The 18,019-nt window shown below is 71.2% G+C and carries 19 protein-coding genes; 10 read left to right on the top strand and 9 right to left on the bottom strand.

The window, feature by feature from the left end; genetic code table 11:
• Positions 1-117: 117 nt before the first annotated feature.
• Together ACFTZC_RS01080 and ACFTZC_RS01085 are read left to right on the top strand one after the other, a co-directional pair.
• Positions 118-1,275, top strand: coding sequence for an ROK family glucokinase (locus ACFTZC_RS01080; protein ID WP_382885580.1), 1,158 nt, complete (start codon positions 118-120; stop codon positions 1,273-1,275).
• Positions 1,272-1,889, top strand: a complete 618-nt coding sequence (locus ACFTZC_RS01085; RefSeq protein ID WP_382885582.1) for a hypothetical protein — start codon at positions 1,272-1,274, stop codon at positions 1,887-1,889. Before ACFTZC_RS01080 ends, ACFTZC_RS01085 begins: the two co-directional genes overlap by 4 nt.
• Positions 1,890-1,898: 9 nt before the next feature.
• Here the strand turns inward: ACFTZC_RS01085 and ACFTZC_RS01090 are convergent, their stop codons facing one another.
• Positions 1,899-3,053: a Gfo/Idh/MocA family protein gene (locus ACFTZC_RS01090; protein ID WP_382885584.1), complete on the bottom strand. Its 1,155-nt coding sequence runs from the start codon at positions 3,051-3,053 to the stop codon at positions 1,899-1,901.
• Between the two features lie 112 nt (positions 3,054-3,165).
• Between ACFTZC_RS01090 and ACFTZC_RS01095 the strand changes: the two genes are divergently transcribed.
• Positions 3,166-4,197 carry a LacI family DNA-binding transcriptional regulator gene (locus ACFTZC_RS01095; RefSeq protein ID WP_382885586.1) on the top strand — a complete coding sequence of 344 codons (1,032 nt, stop codon included), beginning with the start codon at positions 3,166-3,168 and terminating at the stop codon, positions 4,195-4,197.
• Positions 4,198-4,215: 18 nt separating this feature from the next.
• Here the strand turns inward: ACFTZC_RS01095 and ACFTZC_RS01100 are convergent, their stop codons facing one another.
• Positions 4,216-4,791 (bottom strand): helix-turn-helix domain-containing protein, encoded by a 576-nt coding sequence (locus tag ACFTZC_RS01100; RefSeq protein WP_382885588.1) that lies wholly within the window; start codon positions 4,789-4,791, stop codon positions 4,216-4,218.
• A gap of 197 nt (positions 4,792-4,988) precedes the next feature.
• Between ACFTZC_RS01100 and ACFTZC_RS01105 the strand changes: the two genes are divergently transcribed.
• Entirely contained in the window at positions 4,989-6,167 is a 1,179-nt protein-coding gene (locus ACFTZC_RS01105) for a PP2C family protein-serine/threonine phosphatase (RefSeq protein WP_382885589.1), read from the top strand.
• A 23-nt stretch (positions 6,168-6,190) separates the two neighbouring features.
• Here the strand turns inward: ACFTZC_RS01105 and ACFTZC_RS01110 are convergent, their stop codons facing one another.
• Positions 6,191-7,006, bottom strand: a complete 816-nt coding sequence (locus tag ACFTZC_RS01110) for a sulfite exporter TauE/SafE family protein (RefSeq protein ID WP_382885590.1) — start codon at positions 7,004-7,006, stop codon at positions 6,191-6,193.
• Between the two features lie 231 nt (positions 7,007-7,237).
• Here ACFTZC_RS01110 and ACFTZC_RS01115 point away from each other — a divergent pair, with 231 nt between their 5' ends.
• Together ACFTZC_RS01115 and ACFTZC_RS01120 are read left to right on the top strand one after the other, a co-directional pair.
• Complete coding sequence (locus ACFTZC_RS01115) at positions 7,238-8,038, top strand: AraC family transcriptional regulator (protein ID WP_382885592.1); 801 nt, start codon at positions 7,238-7,240, stop codon at positions 8,036-8,038.
• A 362-nt stretch (positions 8,039-8,400) separates the two neighbouring features.
• A complete protein-coding gene (locus ACFTZC_RS01120) occupies positions 8,401-9,189 on the top strand; it encodes a BTAD domain-containing putative transcriptional regulator (RefSeq protein ID WP_382885594.1) in 789 nt (262 codons plus the stop codon).
• Positions 9,190-9,438: 249 nt separating this feature from the next.
• Here the strand turns inward: ACFTZC_RS01120 and ACFTZC_RS01125 are convergent, their stop codons facing one another.
• From ACFTZC_RS01125 to ACFTZC_RS01145, 5 genes are all read right to left on the bottom strand, one after another.
• Positions 9,439-9,948, bottom strand: a complete 510-nt coding sequence (locus tag ACFTZC_RS01125; RefSeq protein WP_382885595.1) for a nucleoside deaminase — start codon at positions 9,946-9,948, stop codon at positions 9,439-9,441.
• Between the two features lie 118 nt (positions 9,949-10,066).
• Entirely contained in the window at positions 10,067-10,891 is an 825-nt protein-coding gene (locus ACFTZC_RS01130) for an HAD family hydrolase (RefSeq protein ID WP_382885597.1), read from the bottom strand.
• Positions 10,888-11,361, bottom strand: a complete 474-nt coding sequence (locus ACFTZC_RS01135) for a hypothetical protein (RefSeq protein WP_382885599.1) — start codon at positions 11,359-11,361, stop codon at positions 10,888-10,890. The genes ACFTZC_RS01130 and ACFTZC_RS01135 overlap by 4 nt, the downstream gene beginning before the upstream one ends.
• A gap of 160 nt (positions 11,362-11,521) precedes the next feature.
• Positions 11,522-12,274, bottom strand: a complete 753-nt coding sequence (locus ACFTZC_RS01140; RefSeq protein WP_382885600.1) for an SDR family oxidoreductase — start codon at positions 12,272-12,274, stop codon at positions 11,522-11,524.
• Positions 12,271-12,969, bottom strand: coding sequence for a phosphoribosylaminoimidazolesuccinocarboxamide synthase (locus ACFTZC_RS01145; RefSeq protein WP_382885602.1), 699 nt, complete (start codon positions 12,967-12,969; stop codon positions 12,271-12,273). The genes ACFTZC_RS01140 and ACFTZC_RS01145 overlap by 4 nt, the downstream gene beginning before the upstream one ends.
• A 196-nt stretch (positions 12,970-13,165) precedes the next feature.
• Here ACFTZC_RS01145 and ACFTZC_RS01150 point away from each other — a divergent pair, with 196 nt between their 5' ends.
• From ACFTZC_RS01150 to ACFTZC_RS01165, 4 genes are all read left to right on the top strand, one after another.
• Positions 13,166-13,567, top strand: coding sequence for a cupin domain-containing protein (locus ACFTZC_RS01150; protein ID WP_382885603.1), 402 nt, complete (start codon positions 13,166-13,168; stop codon positions 13,565-13,567).
• A gap of 88 nt (positions 13,568-13,655) precedes the next feature.
• Positions 13,656-14,195 (top strand): GTP cyclohydrolase I, encoded by a 540-nt coding sequence (folE, locus tag ACFTZC_RS01155; protein WP_382885605.1) that lies wholly within the window; start codon positions 13,656-13,658, stop codon positions 14,193-14,195.
• Positions 14,196-14,302: 107 nt separating this feature from the next.
• Positions 14,303-14,920, top strand: a complete 618-nt coding sequence (locus ACFTZC_RS01160) for an NUDIX hydrolase (RefSeq protein ID WP_382885607.1) — start codon at positions 14,303-14,305, stop codon at positions 14,918-14,920.
• Between the two features lie 236 nt (positions 14,921-15,156).
• Positions 15,157-16,767 (top strand): MFS transporter, encoded by a 1,611-nt coding sequence (locus ACFTZC_RS01165; protein ID WP_382885608.1) that lies wholly within the window; start codon positions 15,157-15,159, stop codon positions 16,765-16,767.
• A 48-nt stretch (positions 16,768-16,815) separates the two neighbouring features.
• On the opposite strand, the gene ACFTZC_RS01170 is transcribed toward ACFTZC_RS01165, so the two are convergent.
• Entirely contained in the window at positions 16,816-18,006 is a 1,191-nt protein-coding gene (locus tag ACFTZC_RS01170; protein WP_382885610.1) for a sensor histidine kinase, read from the bottom strand.
• Positions 18,007-18,019 lie beyond the last annotated feature (13 nt).

The following is an 18,019-nucleotide window of genomic DNA, read 5'->3' on the forward strand; positions in this document are numbered from 1 at the left end:
CCCGGGCCTGGCGGTCCCCGACCCCGCAGGGACGACACGACTCGTGCGAGCACCCAGCCGCCGCCCCACTCGGTACGGCACGACCGATCCGACGGACGACACACGAGGAGCGGGCCGATGAGTACGTACCGTGACTTCACCCACCGCGGCACCGCCCGCGCCACCGTCCTGCGGACCGTCGGCACCCGGGAGCGCCGCTCCCTGCTGACCGCGCCCCGCGTCCCGACCGTCGGCATCGACATCGGCGGTACGAAGGTGATGGCCGGGGTCGTCGACCCGGACGGCAACATCCTGGAGAAGATCAGGACCGAGACGCCGGACAAGTCCAAGAGCCCCCGCGTCGTCGAGGACACCATCGTCGAGCTGGTCCTCGACCTCTCCGACCGCCACGACGTGCACGCCGTCGGCATCGGCGCGGCCGGCTGGGTCGACGCCGACCGCTCCAAGGTGCTCTTCGCCCCCCACCTCGCCTGGCGCGACGAGCCCCTCAGGGACGCGCTCTCCTCCCGGCTCGCCGTCCCGGTCATGGTCGACAACGACGCCAACACCGCCGCCTGGGCCGAGTGGCGCTTCGGCGCCGGCCGCGGCGAGGACCACCTCGTCATGATCACCCTGGGCACCGGCATCGGCGGCGCCATCCTGGAGGACGGCCGGGTCAAGCGCGGCAAGTTCGGGGTCGCGGGCGAGTTCGGCCACATGCAGGTCGTGCCCGGCGGCCACCGCTGCGCCTGCGGCAACCGCGGCTGCTGGGAGCAGTACAGCTCCGGCAACGCCCTCGTACGGGAGGCCAGGGAGCTGGCCGCCGCCGACTCACCGGTCGCGTACGACATCATCGAACGCGTCAAGGGCAACGTCCAGGAGATCACCGGACCGCTCATCACCGAACTGGCCCGCGAGGGCGACGCCATGTGCGTCGAACTGTTCCAGGACATAGGGCAGTGGCTCGGCGTCGGCATCGCCAACCTCGCCGCGGCCCTCGACCCGTCCTGCTTCGTCATCGGCGGCGGGGTCAGCGCCGCCGACGACCTGCTCATCAACCCGGCGCGGGACGCCTTCCGCCGTCACCTCACCGGCCGCGGCTACCGCCCCGAGGCCCGGATCGCCAAGGCGGAGCTCGGACCCGAGGCGGGCATGGTCGGCGCCGCCGATCTCTCCCGCTTGGTCGCCCGGCGCTTCCGCCGCGCCAACCGCCGCCGCGTGGAGCGCCATGAGCGGTACGAACGGTACGCGCAGGTGATCCGCACCGCCCGGCCCGGTCAGGAGCCGCCGTCATGAGCGCGGACCTGCCGGGCACGGCCGCCGCGACGGCCCCCGCGCCGGCCCCCCAGGAGCCGGCGGAGGCGCCGGGACCGAAGCCGCCCGAGGACCGCCGCCACCGCAACCGCCGGCGCTGGCTGACGGCGATCGTCATCGTGCTGCTCATCGGGATCCCGGCCGGATACCTCGCGATCTCGGCCGGGCAGAGCCGGGACAGCGGCCGGAACAAGGAGATCGAGTCCGCCGCCACCGGCCTCCAGGACCTGCGCCCCTCCAAGATGAAGCGGCGCGTCTTCGAGGTGCCGATCCCGTCGGGCGCCTCCCGCGTGCGCTACTTCGAGACGAGCAACTGGAAGACGAGCAGGTTCTACGTCCAGTTCGACGTGACCTCCGGACGGCTCGACACCTTCCTCACCGAGATGGGGACGAGCCGCTCGGCGCTCCGGGACGGTGTCGTCACGATCACCCCCCGGGACCGGCGCACCGTCGGCTGGAACTTCGACCTCCCCGGCCACCACCTGGCGGGCACCCACCACCGGCAGCAGAGCCCGCGCCCCAGCCAGGACGTGGTGGTGGACCTCACCGACCCCGGATTCCCCCGGGTGTACGTGGTGTCCACCACCACCCCGTGAGGGCCGGGCTCACCCCAGGCTCACCCAGGCCCCCCGCTCGGCCGACCGGGCCATCGCGTCCAGCGCGACGGCGCTCGCCACCGCGTCGTCCAGGGTCGCCCCGCGCGGGGTGCCGTCGGCGATGGAACGGAGGAAGGCGTGGGCCTCGATGACCTTGAGGTCGTCGTAGCCCATGCTCGATGCCGCACCGGGCTGGAAGGCCTCGTACGCGCCGTGGCCGGGGCCCACGTACACGGTGCTGACGGGCTGGTCCTGGTACGAGTCGCCCCGGCTGACGCCGAGTTCGCCCATCCGGCGGAAGTCCCAGCTGACCGCGCCCCTGGTCCCGTGCACCTCGAAGCCGTAGTTGTTCTGCTCGCCGACCGAGACCCGGCAGGCTTCCAGGACACCGCGGGCGCCGGAGGCGAAGCGCAGCAGGCAGCTGACGTGGTCCTCGTTCTCCACCGGGCCCAACTCGCCCCCGGCCGCCCGGACATGACCGGCCGTGGCGCCGGTGGGGCGGGCCCGTTCCGGGATGAAGACCGCGGTGTCGGCGACCAGGGAGTCGATGTCGCCCAGCAGATGGCGCGCGAGGTCCACACCGTGCGAGGCCAGGTCGCCCAGCACCCCGCTGCCGCCCCGCTCGCGCTCGTACCGCCAGGTCAGGGCGGAGTCCGGATGGGCGGCGTAGTCGCTGAAGAGCCGGACGCGCGCATGGGTGACCGTACCGATCGCGCCCGAGGCGATCAGCTCACGGGCGTACGCGACGGCCGGGGCGTTGCGGTAGTTGAAGCCGACGGTGCCCTGCACCCCGGAGCCGGCCACGGCGTCGGCCACCGCGCGGGCGTCGTCGGCGGTCAGGCCCACCGGCTTCTCGATCCAGATGTGCTTGCCCGCCCCGGCCATCGCGACGCCGATCTCGCGGTGCAGGAAGTTCGGGGCGGTGATGCTGACGGCGTGTACGCGCGGGTCGGCGGCCACCTCGCGCCAGTCCCGGGCCGTCGAGGCGAACCCGTACCGCGCGGCGGCCTCCTCGGCCCGGCCCGGCACCTCCTCGGCGACGGTCACCAGCTCGGGACGGAGCGGCAGCTCCGGAAAGTGGTGGAGGACCCGTGTGTACGCCCGGGTGTGCACCCGTCCCATCCAGCCGAATCCGACGACGGCGACACCGAGCGTACGCACCATTGGACTGCCCCTCTTTGGACCGTTCCAGAACCCTGGCAGCCCACGATGGAGTCCCTTCATACTGGTGTCAAGGTCTTCACGGAGGAGGTACGGGTGTGGAACGGTCCAGACGATGAGGACGCCGACCATCCGTGACGTCGCCGTGCGGGCGGGCGTGTCGAAGTCCCTGGTCTCCCTGGTACTGCGCGGGGCGGACGGCGTACGGCCGGACAAGCGGCGGGCGGTCCTCGACGCGGCCGAGGAGCTCGGCTACCGGCCCAACGCGGCGGCCCGGAGCCTGAGCGAGCGCCGCACCCGCACGGTGGGCGTGCTCCTGAACGACGTGCGCAACCCCTGGTTCGTGGAACTGCTCGACGGGGTGAACGCACGGCTGGACGACAGCGGTCTGCGCATGCTGCTGGCCGACGGCCACCTCAACCGGCGGCTGGGGGAGGACCTCACCCGTACCTTCACCGAACTGCGGGTGGACGGCCTGATCGCCGTCGGCACCCTGCCCGACCCCGGGGTGCTGCTCACCGCGGCGGACCGGGTGCCCACCGTCGTCGCGGGCGCGCGGGAGCCGGTGCTGCCCGCCGTGGACATCGTCGCCAACGACGACGTACACGGTGCCCGGCTGGCCACGGAACACCTCATCGGCCTCGGACACCGGGACATCGCCCACATCGCCGGGCGGGGCGCGGTGGGCGAGCTGCGCCGTCGCGGCTTCGAGACCACCATGCGGGAGCACGGCCTGGCCAGCTCGGCCGTGGTGGAACAGGGCGACCTCACCGAGGAGGGCGGCTACCGGGCCGCCGTGCGGCTCCTGAGCCGTCCCCGCCGGCCGACCGCGGTCTTCGCGGCCAACGACATGACCTGCGTGGGAGCCCTTTCGGCCGCGGAGGAGAGCGGGCTGCGCGTCCCCCGGGACCTGTCCCTGGTGGGGTACGACAACACGTACCTCTCCCAACTGCGCCATCTCTGGCTCACCACCGTGGACCACGCGGGCCGTGACGTGGGCCGCCGCGCCGCCGCACGGCTGCTCGACCGCATCGCGGAGCCGGGCCGCCCCGCCCGGGTCGACCTGGCGGCCCCCGCCCTCGAAGTGCGAGGCACGACGGCGCCCCCGCCTGCGGGAATCCACCCCAGGTCTGCCGTACGGACGTAACGGCCTCGTCCCGTGCGTTCAGCTCGGAGGCGGGACCGAGACGGCCATCACCATCGTCGTCACGGCGTCGCCGGTATTGCCGTACGTGTGGGGGGTGCCGGCCTCGAAGCAGGCGCTGGAGCCGGCCGGGACGCGGTACTCGGTGCCGTCGACCGTGAGCGTCAGCTCCCCGGCCGTGACATGGACGAGTTCGGTGGTGCCCTTGGGATGCGGGTCGGAGGCGCTGCTCTCGCCGGGCTCCAGGCGCCAGTCCCACATCTCCAGCGGACCCGGCGCCTCGGTGCCCGCGAGGAGACGGTTGTAGCTGCCCGCGGGGGTGTGCCACAGCCGTACGGCCTGCTCGGCGGGGACGACGCGGACGGCGGGCCCGGCCTGCTCGTGGTCGAGCAGGGTGGTGACACTGACCCCGAGGGCGTCACCGACCTTGACGACGGTGCCGATGCTGGGGTTGGTGCGGGCCTGCTCGATCTGGATGAGCATGCCGCGGCTGACACCGGCCCGGGCGGCGAGCGCGTCCAGGGTCAGGCCGCGTTCGGTGCGCCAGCGGCGGACGTTGCGCGCCAGGCACTGGGTCAGCAGTTCGAGGTCCGCCACGTTCCACCCACCGGATAGTTCACTGCCGCAAGGGAAAAGCACAAGGTAATGGACTCACCTGCGCTGCACTTTGTTGTTCATTGAAGTGTACTGCGACCGGGAAGTGCTCCCGGGGACCGATCCGCGGAGGGGTGTCTCCAGGCCGGCGTCCGCAAGCTGGCAGAGCGTCCGCCCGGGTGTGGTGAGAGGGTCGGGCTATGCGGGTGTTCCATGGCTCGGCATCCGGAACGAGCCGGATCAGTTCCAGCAGGACCCTCTTCGCTCTCGCGCGGGCCCTGCCCTTCGCGGTGCTCGTGTCGGTGCTCGGCATCGAACTCTCCCCCGCGCACTTCCTCTACACGGGCCCCCTGCTGTCGCCGGCCCCGGCGCTGGCCGCCATCACGATGGGCCCCGTGGGAACCGGTTCGGTGATCCTCATGGCGGGGGTGGTGAGCGCCATCACCGCGACGTACAACCATGCCTGGGGCACCCAGTTGGTCTACGCCAATCTGCTGGCGCTGCTCGTGGTCTCCGTGGCCAGTCTCGCGACCAGTACCGCGCGCGTACACAGGGAACGGGAACTGGCGACGGTCCGCCGGATCGCCCAGGTCTCCCAGGACGTGGTGCTGCGCCCCGTCCCCGCCCGCCTGGACGGCGTGCGGGCCGCGGGCGTGTACCTGGCCGCCGAGGCGGGCGCCCGTATCGGCGGCGACCTCTACGAGGTGCTGGCCACCCCCTTCGGGATCCGGATCATCGTGGGAGACGTACGGGGCAAAGGACTGCCCGCGGTCCGCGCGGCCGCCGCGGTACTGGGCGCGTTCCGCGAGGCGGCCTACTACGAGCCAGGGCTGCCCGACGTGATACGGCGCTGCGAGGCCGCACTGCGACGGGAGCTGTCCCGCGCGAGCCCCGCGCGGACGGGCGGGCCGGAGGACCCCGACGCCCCTGAGGGGGACCCGGCGGAACAGTTCGTCACCGCGGTCCTCGCCCAGGTACCGGACGCCCCCGTCGTCGAACTGGTCAGCCGCGGCCATCCCGCGCCGCTGCTGCTCCACAGGGGTGAGGTCGGCGCCCTGGAGATCGCGTGCCCGCTGCCGCCGCTCGGTCTGGAGGAATTCCTCGGCACGCCTCCCATGCCGGTCGAGAAGTACGTGTTCGAACAGGGCGATCAGCTGCTGCTGTACACCGACGGAGTACTGGAGGCCCGCGACACCGGCGGGAACTTCTTCGATCTGCCCGCGCACCTGGCGCGGCTGCGCGGCCGTCCCCCGCAAGAGCTGCTGGACCGTCTCCGCCTCTTCCTGGTCGACCACACCAAGGGACACCTGGCGGACGACGCGGCAATGATCATCATCGAGCGGACCGCGTGCCGCGGGTCCGCGCGGGTCACATCGTGACGTGATGACCTTCAAGCTGCCGTTCAGATCCCCATGACGACCATGACGAGCAGGACGATCACCAGCAGGGCGAGGTAGGCGACGGAGTGCACGCGGTCCGGGACGCGGGCCGCGGCGCGGCGGGCCAGGGCGATGGTGGGCAGCGAGCCGCCGAGCAGCGCGGCGCAGGCGAGCAGGTCGATGTAGCCGATCCGTCCGGCCTGGGGGTGCAGGGCGGGGGCGGCGAGGGCGTAGACGGCGGTGCCGACCACGGCGACGGGCACGCTGAGCGGGTTGGCCATCGCCGTTGCCTCGGCCATCGGCAGGCCTCGGCGGCGCAGCAGCGGCACGGTCATGACGCTGCCGCCCACGCCCAGACAGGCGGCGATCGAGCCGATCCCGGCCCCGCCCAGAGTCCGGGCCGACCGGCTCAGCGGGCGCGGCTTCCGGGCCCGCGGGACGGACAGGAAGCCCTTGCGCAGCACGCTGTCGGCGATCGTCGCCAGCAGATACGCGACGAACAGCACCCGCAGTGCGGTGTCGCCGATCCGTGTCGCCGCGAACGACCCGGCCACCGCGCCGACCAGGACGAATGCGGCCATCGGCCAGATGTACTCCCGGCGCAGCCGACCCTGGCGCCACTGCGCCAGGGTGGCGAAGACCGAGTTGACGACCATGACCGCCGTCGACGTCGCCACCGCCACGTGCATCGCGTCGGCGCCGGAGTGCGCCGTGACGCTCCAGAGGCCGTAGACGACGGGGACGGTGACGAAGCCGCCGCCGAACCCGAAGAGCACCGTGGTGATCCCGGTCAGGCAGCCGAACAGGAGAAGCGTGAGGTAGGAGGTCAGCACTGCCACGACGCTACGGACCTGCCCGTATGGCGGGCAATCGAATGAACGCCAAGTACCTTTGCCGATCCGACAGCGGAGCGGGGTCCTGGTCCCTTGAAACCCTGCTCGGCAACGCGACCTGAGAGCACAGATCCGGGCAGACGGCGCCGTTTCGGCCGCTGGTGACGGAGACCGAGGCGAAGTGGACCAGCCCTTCCGCCCCGGCGGCATCAGGAACGACTCGTCTAGTCTGGCGGTGTGCGCAACGTCCGCATCGACGAGGTCGACGCCTTCGACCGTGCCGTCCTGGCCATCGGTACCGACTACCCACCCGGCCACCTGCTGCCGTACCACGAGCACCGCCGGGCCCAGCTGCTGTACGCCGCGACCGGCGTCATGGAGCTGGCGACGGCGGAGGGCAGGTGGACCGTGCCCTCCGATCGCGCGGTGCTGATCCCGGCCGGGACCCGGCACCAGGTCTCCATGCCCGGGGTCAGCACCCGCAGCCTCTACATCGAGCCCGCCGCCGTGCCGTGGTTCCCCACCCGCTGCCGGGTCGTCGAGGTCTCCGCACTGCTGCGCGAACTCCTCCTGGCAGCCGTCGACATGAAGCCGCGCTACCCGGAACACGGCCGCGACGCGGCCTTGGTCGGCCTGCTCCTGCACGAACTGGCAGGCCTGGCGCCGCTGCCCCTGGACATCCCGTTGCCCGCCGACCCGGCACTGCGGCACCTGTGCGACGCGTTCCTGCGCCACCCCGACGTCCACGACCCACCCGCCCGCTGGGCCGCCGCCCTGGGCATCAGCGAACGCACCCTGGGCCGGCGGTTCCACGGCGCCACCGGGCTCAACTTCGCGCAGTGGCGGCAACGGGCCTGCGTCGTGCACTCCCTGCGCCACCTGGCCGCCGGCGTGCCGGTCACCCGGATCGCGGCCGACCTCGGCTACGACAGCCCGGCGGCGTTCACCACCGCATTCCGCAGCCTGCTGGGCCGCCCGCCGAGCGCCTACCGGGCCGTCGGACAGGCCTCGGGTACTCGGCGGGTCGACAGCGCATGAGACTGGCGGGTGATGCGACCCTAGACCCTGGTCTAAGGCGGTTTCGCCCGCCAGGCCGATGCACAGGCTGCGCCGCACCCACAGACTTGCCCAGGTGCCGAGCCGATGGGACGCAAGCAGGACGAGCAGGGCGTGGGTGTGCGGCAGCCCCTCGTCGCGCTTCTTGAGCTGGTAATCCCGCGACGGAGCCGACCGTCTCCACCCTGTCGTACGCGCTTGTGCGGCGCGAAATGGTGCGCAGGTTTTTCCGGCATATTTCGGTGTCGGGATCGAAATCGTTTAATCTGAGAGGGTGTGGAAATATTTCCTGAGCGCCGGTGTTGAGCGGCGTGCCCATGGAGAGAAAAAGTAAGGGGGCTGCGATGAGGTTCGGTGTTCTGGGACCGTTGGAAGTGGTTTCGGACGGCGGAGTTCCTGTGAAACTCGGCGGTTCTCGACAGCGCGTCGTGCTGGCCACGCTTCTGATGAATGCGAATCATCTGGTGGCGGTGTCCCGCTTATTGGAAGCTGTGTGGTCCGAAGAGCCTCCGCCCTCGGCGTCTGCCAATGTCCGAGGATATATCAGTGCGTTACGCCGATTCCTCCGGGCCGGCGACGACGACAGGGGCCGTGCACAGCATGGTGAGCGACTGACCACACTCACCGGCGGATATCTGCTGCGCGCTGGGACGTCCGAGCTGGATCTCTCTTTGTTCATGGGCCGATTACGGCAGAGCGAGCGGGAGATGGCGACGGGGCAGACCGAACAGGCCGCCCGGAACCTCCAGTCCGCCTTGGGACTCTGGCGCGGGAATCCGCTCGACGGGCTCCCCATGACGCTGTCCCTCCGCGCAGAGGTGGAACGCATGAAGGAACTGAGGCTGCTCGCCGTGGAACGCGCCGCTCAGGCGCGGCTCGACCTGGGGCAGGCGGACGCTCTCGTGCCGGAGCTGGCCACTCTCACCACCCAGCACCCATTCCGTGAACGGCTGTGGGAGCTGCGGATCATCGCTCTGCACCGGACGGGACGCCAGGCGGACGCCCTCGCCGCGTACGCACGGGTGCGGCGGATGCTCGTCAAGGAGCTGGGGATCTACCCGAGCGACCGGCTGAAACGGCTGGAGCAGCAGATACTGCGCGGCGACCGCAGACTGGACGCCCTCACGACGTGACCGGACCGCCAGGCGCGTCCGGACCGTACCGGCGCGATGCCCGCCACCGTACGGTCCGCCGCGTCGAGGTGGTGTCCGGTCCCCCGGCTGCCCGACTGCGGGGCGATTCCCCGCGGTTCGCGCCGGTCCTGGAGACGAACCGGGTGCTCAACGAGCCGGTCCACAGCTCCTTCCGGAGCAGCAGGGTGGTTACGTCCTGTGGGCGCGCGGAGTTGGTGCCACCGTTGCCGGACCGGCGGCCCGGCCGTATCACACCTCGCCGTCACCGGGCCCGTCCCCGACGCGCCCCAGGTGCCGCCGCCGGTGGAGCGCTCGCACCGGGTCGACCAGTTCCGGCGCGGGGCCCTCGGCCACGGCACCGGGCACGACGTCGGTGATGGGGAGCGTGGCGACCGGGGCCGGGGTGGCGCCCCAATCGGCGAGCCAGCCGGACAACTGGGCCGAGGACGCGGCGTAGACGATGCGGCCGAGGCCGACCCAGCCGTGCGCGGCGGCGCACATGGGGCAGTGCTCGCCGGACGTGTAGACGGTGGACCGGGCGCGCTCGTCAGAAGAGAGGTGGTCGGCCGCCCAGCGAGCGAGGGCGAACTCGGGGTGCCGGGTGTGGTCGCCGGAGGAGATCCGGTTCCGCTCCTCCTTGAGCACCGTGCCCTCGGGCCCGACGAGCAGCGAGCCGAAGGGGTCGTCCCGCGCGTCGAGGGCTTCGGCCGCCAGTTCCACACAGCGACGCAGGTGCCGCAGATCCGTCTCTGTCGTCATCGCGGCAGCCTATCTGTCGCCCCGAGCGCCCCGGTTCGCCCATCGCGCGACGCCGTTGCACCGGGTCCGTGCGCTCCGGCGGCCTTGTCCTCCCGTCCTTCCCGTCCTCCCCGCCGTCTCACGCGACATCCTCCTGCTGTGCCGACAGCACCATCGACAGCAGGTCGGCCACCCCCTCCTGCTCGTTGCTGGGGAGGATCAGGTCGGCGTACCGGCGTACGGACGGGTGGGCGTTGGCGACCGCGGCGGCGAGGCCGGCCGCGCGCAGCATCGGCAGATCGTTGAGCATGTCGCCGACGGCGGCGACGGCGGTGACCCGTATCGCGTGGTGGTCGGCCAGCCAGCGTAGGGCCGCCCCCTTGTCGACGCCGGTCGGCGCGATTTCCAGGAAGTACGGCGTGGAGCAGGTCGCGAGGACGCCGTCGCCGGGGCGGACCAGCGGACGCGCGAGCGAGGGTCCCGGCCGGTCGGGGTGCACGGCCAGGATCTTGACCACGCCGTCGCCCAGGATCAGTACCTCGGCGGCGTCCGGGACACAGGTGTGCTGCCAGCAGTCCGGGACCAGTTCCTCGAACCCGGGTTCGAGGAACAGTCCGCGTAGGGTGTCCACGCCGAGGACCACCCCGGGCAGCCGGGCGCGCAGCCGGGCGAGGACCGTGCGGGCCTGGTGACGGGAGAAGCCCTGGCGCCGGAGCGGCTTGCCGGTCGCGACCTCCGCCACGACGGCCCCGTTGCTGCACACCACCAGTCCTTCCGTGCCGATGTCGCGGCAGACGGACAGCGCGTCGTGCAGCGGACGGCCGGTCACGCATACCACCGGGACGTTGCCGCGGGCCGCTTCGGTGAGCGCGCCATGAGTCAGCGGTCCGATGGCGCCGCGCTCGTTGAGCAGGGTGCCGTCGAGATCGGTGCAGACCAGACGGATGCGGTCCGGCGCGCTCACGGCGTGGACCGCCTGGCCCGGGTGGGCGCCCCGGCGACCGGCGCCCGCACCTTGAGGCGCACCGGCCGGTCCTGGTCCAGCCATACCTCGACCCAGCCCTCGCGGACGAGACGTTGGTGCTCGGGCGCTGCGATCAGCGCGATCCACAGCCAGTTGCTGTCCGTGTCGAGGAGCCAGGGGATGGTGCCCGGCGGTGCGGCGGACGCGCTCTCCTCGCCGCGCCGGGCCGACGGGATGATGCCCACCAGCACCGGGGGGACGTCGAAGACGTCAAGGGCCACCGGGCGTCCGCTGGTGTCCAGGGAGATCCACAGGCGGGAGGCGAAGCGGATCTGTACTCCGCCGCCCGCCGGGAACGGCGTTTCGGGCAGGTCGCCCACGACGGAGACGAGCCCCACTCCCAGGTCCCAGCTCACGTTGACGGTGCCCGCCGCGCTGACCGTTTCCAACTGTTCCGACTGCCCGGTCATGCCTCTCCTTCGCCACCTCGGTGTGCGGACGTCCCAGGACGGACGACAAGGCCGTGCGCCGTGCAGCCGTGCGCCTGGTCCGTGGTGCGCCTGGTACGTGGTGCGATGCGGTGCGGCGTCGCACGATGTGCCGTGCCGTGTGACGGGGTGCCGTGCGCCGTCACACGGCCTGGAGCCGGTCCAGACCTGATACCGGCGGGTGGGCGGGGAGGCGGGCGGGGCGGAGTTCGAGCTCGCCGACGGTGGTGTCGTCCGGAGCCTCCAGCGCCCAGCGCACGGCCTGCGCCACCGACGAGGTGGCCATCTTCGTCGGCGAGTTGTCACCGGGCAGATTGGCAATGGCCCCAGGGCTGAGCAGAGTGGTGCAGACCCCGTGCCCCCGTTCCTCCAGCAGCAGCACCTCGGCGAGCGCCTTCAGCGCCGCCTTCGTCATGCAGTAGGCGGCCCCGCCCTCGAAGAAGCGGCTGCCCGCATGGCTGCCCATCAGGACGATTCGGCCCCCGCCGCGGCGCAGGTGCGGCAAAGCCGACTGCACCAGTGCCAGAACCGAGGTGAGATTGACGTCGACCGCCTCCCGCCAGTCGTCGAGGGGGAGCGAGGCGACGTCCCCGAGGGCGCGTACGACTCCGCCGGTCACCACCGCGTCCAGGCCGCCGGCGGCCGTGGCGACCCGGTCGACGGCGGGGCCGACCTGCTCGGGGTGACGCAGGTCGCAGGCGACCTCGTGCAGCCAGGGCAGTCGCGTGGGTGTCCGGGAGAGGGCGTGGACCCGCCAGCCGGCGGCATGCAATCCCTCGGCCACCGCCCGGCCGGTACCGCGGTTGGCCCCGGTCAGCAGCACGACGGGACCGTCGGTGCGGAGCGCGTGGGCGCCCTTCCCCGTCGCGCGGGTGTCGTCCGCGGCCGAGCTCATCCCCGCATCCTGCGTACGAGGTCCGTCCAGGCCCGCACCACGGTGGCCTCGTCGGCGCCCTGCCGGAACAGGTCCTTGTCCAGCGGATTGCCGGCCTCGTCGCGCAGCCGCATGCAGTCCGGCGACACCTCGGAATTGACGACGGGCTCACCGTCCGCGCCGACCCCCACCACCAGACAGAAGTCCCACAGGTCCAGCGGCGCCAACCAGGACCGCAGCGCGTCGTTGCACCGGAGCGCGCAGTCGCGGAAGGACGTGACGTCCACGCCCGCCGCGCGGAGGTAGTCCTCGCCGATCGGCTGGTCCTCGGGATCGATCCGGTAGTCGAACTTCACCACCGGGGGCCGGAATCGGTGGCCCTCGGGGAAGAGCTGCGGGTACTTGCGCACGGTGGACCCGGTGGCGACGTTCTTCACGATGACCTCGAACGGCGGCGCCGGCACGTAGTCCGCCCGGTAGGAGATGGCGTCGAGCCGTTCCCTGAAGACCGTACGTACTCCCTTGCCGGCGAGGCGTTCGGCCGCCGCCTCGTAGAAGTCGAGGCGAAGCGCCGCGGTCCGTGGCATCAGGGCGTCCCGGTCGTACGTGAAGCTGCGCAGGCTCGGTATCAGTTCGATATCGCAGGTACCGTCGTCGTTCATCCAGAGTTTCTTGCTCCTGCCCTCGATATCGGGCTGCCGGGTGAGCCTCGTCATCTCCGTGTCTCCTCTTCCGGGGTCTGCCGACGTCGGATTGCTCGGTTGGAGTATCGCCCGGAGCTACCTACCCGGAAACCCCGCTTCCCATAGTCCCCGCGTAAATATACGCAGCCTGTACGGGGTTTATGCATGGGTGGGGCAACCTGTCGGCAGCACATCGGAATGCCGTCTTCCCCGGGGAGGGAAAACCCGAATGGCGCACGACCGGAGCACGCAGCACGGCAACACGGAAATACCTGATGAGCTACGAGGTAAGACGCCCGGCCGGCATTATGGAACGGCCGGGACGAAGCTTCTGTTCGAGGACGAGAGTACCCGGGTGTGGCTGCTGGAACTGCAACCGGGCGACGCCAGCGAATGGCACGAGCATCCCTGGGACTATGTATTCGTGGTCGACCATCCCGGTCAGGTGCGACTGGAGTACGAGGACGGCGAAATAGAGGACCAGGACGACTTCATCGGCGATGTGGTGCACCGTCGGCGTGGAAAGCCGCACCGACTCGTGAACCGCAGCGACCATTTCTACCGGAACGTGGTCATCGAATTCCTCGGCCAGGCTCCGCCGAAGAAGTGGCCGCCCGTCGACCCGAGGTGACCGCGCCGCCGGCCGGCGCGCGTCCCATGAACCGCCCGAACCAGCCTGAGAAACCGACAGCCGAGTCGATCCCCAGCAGGAGGCCAGCATGACCACCAGCATCGCCCAGTGGCTCGAAGAGAACGTGACGACCGACAAGCGAGCCCTGGACTGGTACCAGGAGGAGGAGTGCGAGCCCCGCATCGTCCGCGCCTACCGTGAGTTGCTCAGCGGCTACGACATCGACACGTCGAAGATCCTCAAGACGACCGTCGAAATAGATGGCGAACACGCCGGTGTGGTCCGCGTGCACGACATCAACTACTTCTCCATCTGCGCCCACCACTTCCTGCCGTTCTTCGGGAAGATCGCCATCTCGTACGTCCCCGGCGACCGCATTCTCGGCCTCGGAAAATTCCCGAGGCTGGTGCAGGCGTACAGCAAGCGGTTCCAGATCCAGGAGTACCTGGTGAAGGACATCGCCGAGGAGATCATGAGCTCCGGGGGAGCCCGCGCCGCGAGGGTCGTCTCCAACGGGCGGCACATGTGCATGTGCAGCCGCGGCCCGTCCGACCAGACCGCGATCACCGACACCTCCTACGTCACCGGTGAGAAGGAACTGTTCACCCGCTTCGGCCTGGACATCTGACCACCTCTTCCCGCCATGGGCGCCGCGCGGTGGACACGCCATGGGGCTGTCCGCCGCGCGGCCGGTGGTGGCGTCCGTCCCCGCCGGCATCCGCGTGAGGAGAAACGATGCGGCTCGACTTCCTGCCCCCGCGGGCACTGACCGACGGTGCCGTGCACCATTACTGCCTTCGGTGCCACGAGGACGGGGTGAAGTGGCGCACCGAAGACGGCCGGCGGCACTGTGTGTGCGGTGCGTGCGGAGCGGTGCGTGACCGGGCGTTGGTGCTCGACCCGGCGGTTAACTGGTGGACGGACGAGAACGGCGAGTACTGGCACGAGACGGCGGGCGTCTTCGCGCGGGACGCGCGCGGACGCTTCCTCTTCTTCGACCGGACGGCGTTCCCTTTCGGACTGACGATCCCGGCCGGACACGTGGAACGGGACGAGGAGCCGCACCTGGCCGCGGCGCGTGAGCTGGAGGAGGAAACCGGACTGGCCGCGCGCGGGCTGGCGTTCCTCGGCCGGACCCCCGTCCCGGGTGATGGGTGCCGCCGGGGCGCCGACGCCCATGTGTGGCAGGTCTACCACTGCGAGGCGGGCGACGGTGGCGAGGCCGCGGTGCGCCTCGGCCCGGAGGGTGTCACCGCCGTCTGGCTCACCCCGGAGGAAGCACTGAAGCGCCCGCTCACCCTCGCTGTGCGTACGGTTCTCGGCACCTACCGACAGGCACTCGCCACGTTCTGAAGGGGGGGCGGGTGTCCAACCCCGCGACCGGCCACTTCCGTGGCCGGGAGCGATGGCGACCGGTGGCCGGTTCCTCAGGTTTTGTGCCGTCGGCGGGCCAACACACCTACAATCGCCGGGATTTCGATCAAGCTGCGAGGCTGCCGGGCTGAGAGACTTCGAGGCGGCCGAGTGAGCGAGGAAGGGCTTGTTCTGTGCGTACCGACGAACCAGCGCGAGCGGGGCGACGGGAATGGATGGGGCTGGCCGTCCTGGCGCTGCCGACCATCCTGATCGGTCTCGACATGACCGTGCTGCACCTGGCCGCCCCCGAACTCGGCGAGAGTCTGGGGCCGAGCGGTGCGCAGTTGCTCTGGATCGTCGACATCTACGGGTTTCTGGTCGCTTCGTTCCTCGCCACCATGGGGACCCTCGGGGACCGGATCGGCCGGCGGAAACTGCTGCTCATCGGCGCCGCGGCGTTCGCCGTCGCGTCGCTGCTCGCCGCGTACGCGACCGGGGTGGCGATGCTCATCGCGGCGCGCGCCCTCCTGGGCATCGCCGGCGCGACCCTCATGCCGTCCACCCTGTCGCTGATCAGCAATATGTTTCGTGACCCGGGCCAGCGACGATTCGCCATCGCGGTGTGGATGACCAACTTCAGCGTGGGCGGAATGATCGGCCCGTTGGTCGGCGGCGTGCTGCTGGAGCACTTCTGGTGGGGTTCGGTGTTCCTGGTCGGTGTGCCGGTGGGAGTGGTCCTGCTGCTCGTCGGCCCGGTGCTGCTCCCCGAGTACCGCGACCCGCGGCCGGGCCGGCTCGACCCGCTCAGCGTCGTCCTGTCCATCGTGACGGTGATGCCGGTGGTCTACGGCTTCAAGCAGGTGGCGCAGGACGGCGTCCGCACTACCTCGTTGCTGGCCGTCGTCCTCGGACTCGGCTTCGCGGTCGCCTTCGTACGCCGCCAGTTGAGGATCACCAGCCCCATGCTCGACCTGAGGCTCTTCAGCCGTCCCGGGTTCTCGGTGGCGCTGGGCGGCCAGACGATGGGCCTCTTCGTCGTGACCGGGACGCAGTTCCTGGTCCTCCAGTACTTCCAACTCGTCCTGGGGCTCACTCCGCTCACCGCCGGTCTGTGGGCGCTGCCCGCGATGGTGGCGGGGGTGGTGGGCACACTGCTCGCACCGGCGGCCGCCGCCAGACTGCATCCCGGTCGCGTCATGGCGGGCGGCTTCGCGCTCGCCGTGCCGGGGCTCGTGCTGATCAGTCTGGCGGACGCCACCTCCGGCCTCGCGCTCACCGCCACCGGCTTCGCCGTCCTGTCTTTCGGGGTCCAGGCGGCGCTCGCCCTCACCAACGACGTGATCATCAGCAGCGCTCCGCCGGAGCGCGCGGGCAACGCCGCGGGAGTCGGGGAGACGGGCGCCGAACTGGGCAACGCACTGGGTGTGGCGGCGTTCGGCTCGGTGGCGACCGCGTTCTACGGGGCGCGGATGGCCGGCGACGCCCTGCCCGATGGCGTCCGGCCGGAGCTGGCCGATCTCGCCCGGTCCACACTGACGGGCGCCATCGGGGCAGCAGACCGGTTGCCGGGAGCGGTCGGCGACGAGCTGCTCGCGACCGCCCGGTCCGCCTTCACCACCGGCATGCACGCAGCGGCGCTGTGCGGCGTCGGCATCCTGGTGCTGCTGACGGTGGCCAGCCTGAACCTGGCGCGCCGGTCCACCGCGGGCGCTGCGGGAACGGCGGAGGACTTCGCGGCGACGGAGCCGGACGGGACGGCGGAGCGTGACGAGGTGAAGGGGGACCCGACGAGGGAGTCCGGGAGCGCCGGACGGGCCCCGTCCGGCCGCCGGTCCCCGTACTGACCGCCCGAGCCCGGCACACTCATCCACCACGCCGACCACGGGCCGTGTTCAGGTGTCGGTTTCGTGGGTGGGGGTCGGCCAGGGGAGTTGTGCGGTGAGGGTGTATCCGTTGTCGGGTGTGGGGTGGTGGTCGAGTGTGCCGCCGGCGAGTTCGACGCGTTCGGCGAGGCCGAGCAGTCCGTATCCGGATGATGGTGGTGGGTGGGTCTTCGCCGGGTTGTCGGTGTGGGCGGGGGTGTTGGTGACGGTGACGTGGAGTTGGTCGCCGGGTGTTCCTTCGAGGGTGATGTGGATGTGTGCGCCGGGGGCGTGTTTGGTGGCGTTGGTCAGTCCTTCCTGCACGATGCGGTAGGCGGTCCGTCCGAGGGTGTCGGGTGGTGTTCCGGTCACGGTGGTGGTGAGGGTGGCGTGGAGTCCTGAGGTGCGGGCGTCGGCGACCAGGTCGGGGATCCTGTGCAGGGAGGGCTGGGCGGGTTCGGAGTGGGGTGGGCCGGAGCGGAGGACGCCGAGGACGTCGCGTAGTTCTTCGAGGGCCTGGTGGGAGCCGTCGGCGATGCCGTGGATGAGTGTCCGGTTCTCGTGGGCGGGGAGGTTGGTGCGGTGGTTGAGTGCTCCGGCCTGCATGGCGATCAGGGAGATGCGGTGGGCGAGGACGTCGTGCATCTCGCGGGCGATGCGGTTGCGTTCCTGGGCTCGGGCCTGGGCCGCGCGTGCCTTCTGTTCCCGTTCTGTGCTCCGTGCCCGCTCCCGCAGGGTCCGTACCTCGACGCGTCGCGTACCGACGGCCACACCCGCGGCCACCACGATGCCGGCGATCAGGGTCGGGACAGCGAGCCGGAGCCCTGTCTCACCGGTCGAACCGGGGACCGGGTAGACCACGATGGATATCTGTGACGCGGTCAGGTAGGCGAGCGTGACGGCCCCGATCTCCATCGGGCGCCGGCGGGTGGAGACCGAGGCCAGCGCCAGCAGTCCGGCGCCGGCGGCCAGCGAGGAGGCGGCCGAGGCGATCACGACGGTCAGAGCGACAGCCAGCGGGTACCGCCTGCGCCACACCAAGGCCGTCAGGCAACCGAGAGCCACCAATGGATCACCGACAACGAACCAGGACAACGACCCGGTCGCCTCTCCCGGGGGCAGCAGGACACCGGTGACCAGCCAGGCCGGTACACCCAGTGCTCCTGCTGCCCCCAGGCGCCGTATCTGCTGCCACCCCCCGAGCTGTGGCGTGGCCTTCATATACGCATGGCCG

The sequence above is a fragment of the Streptomyces sp. NPDC056987 genome (assembly GCF_042673865.1).
Taxonomy (GTDB): domain Bacteria; phylum Actinomycetota; class Actinomycetes; order Streptomycetales; family Streptomycetaceae; genus Streptomyces.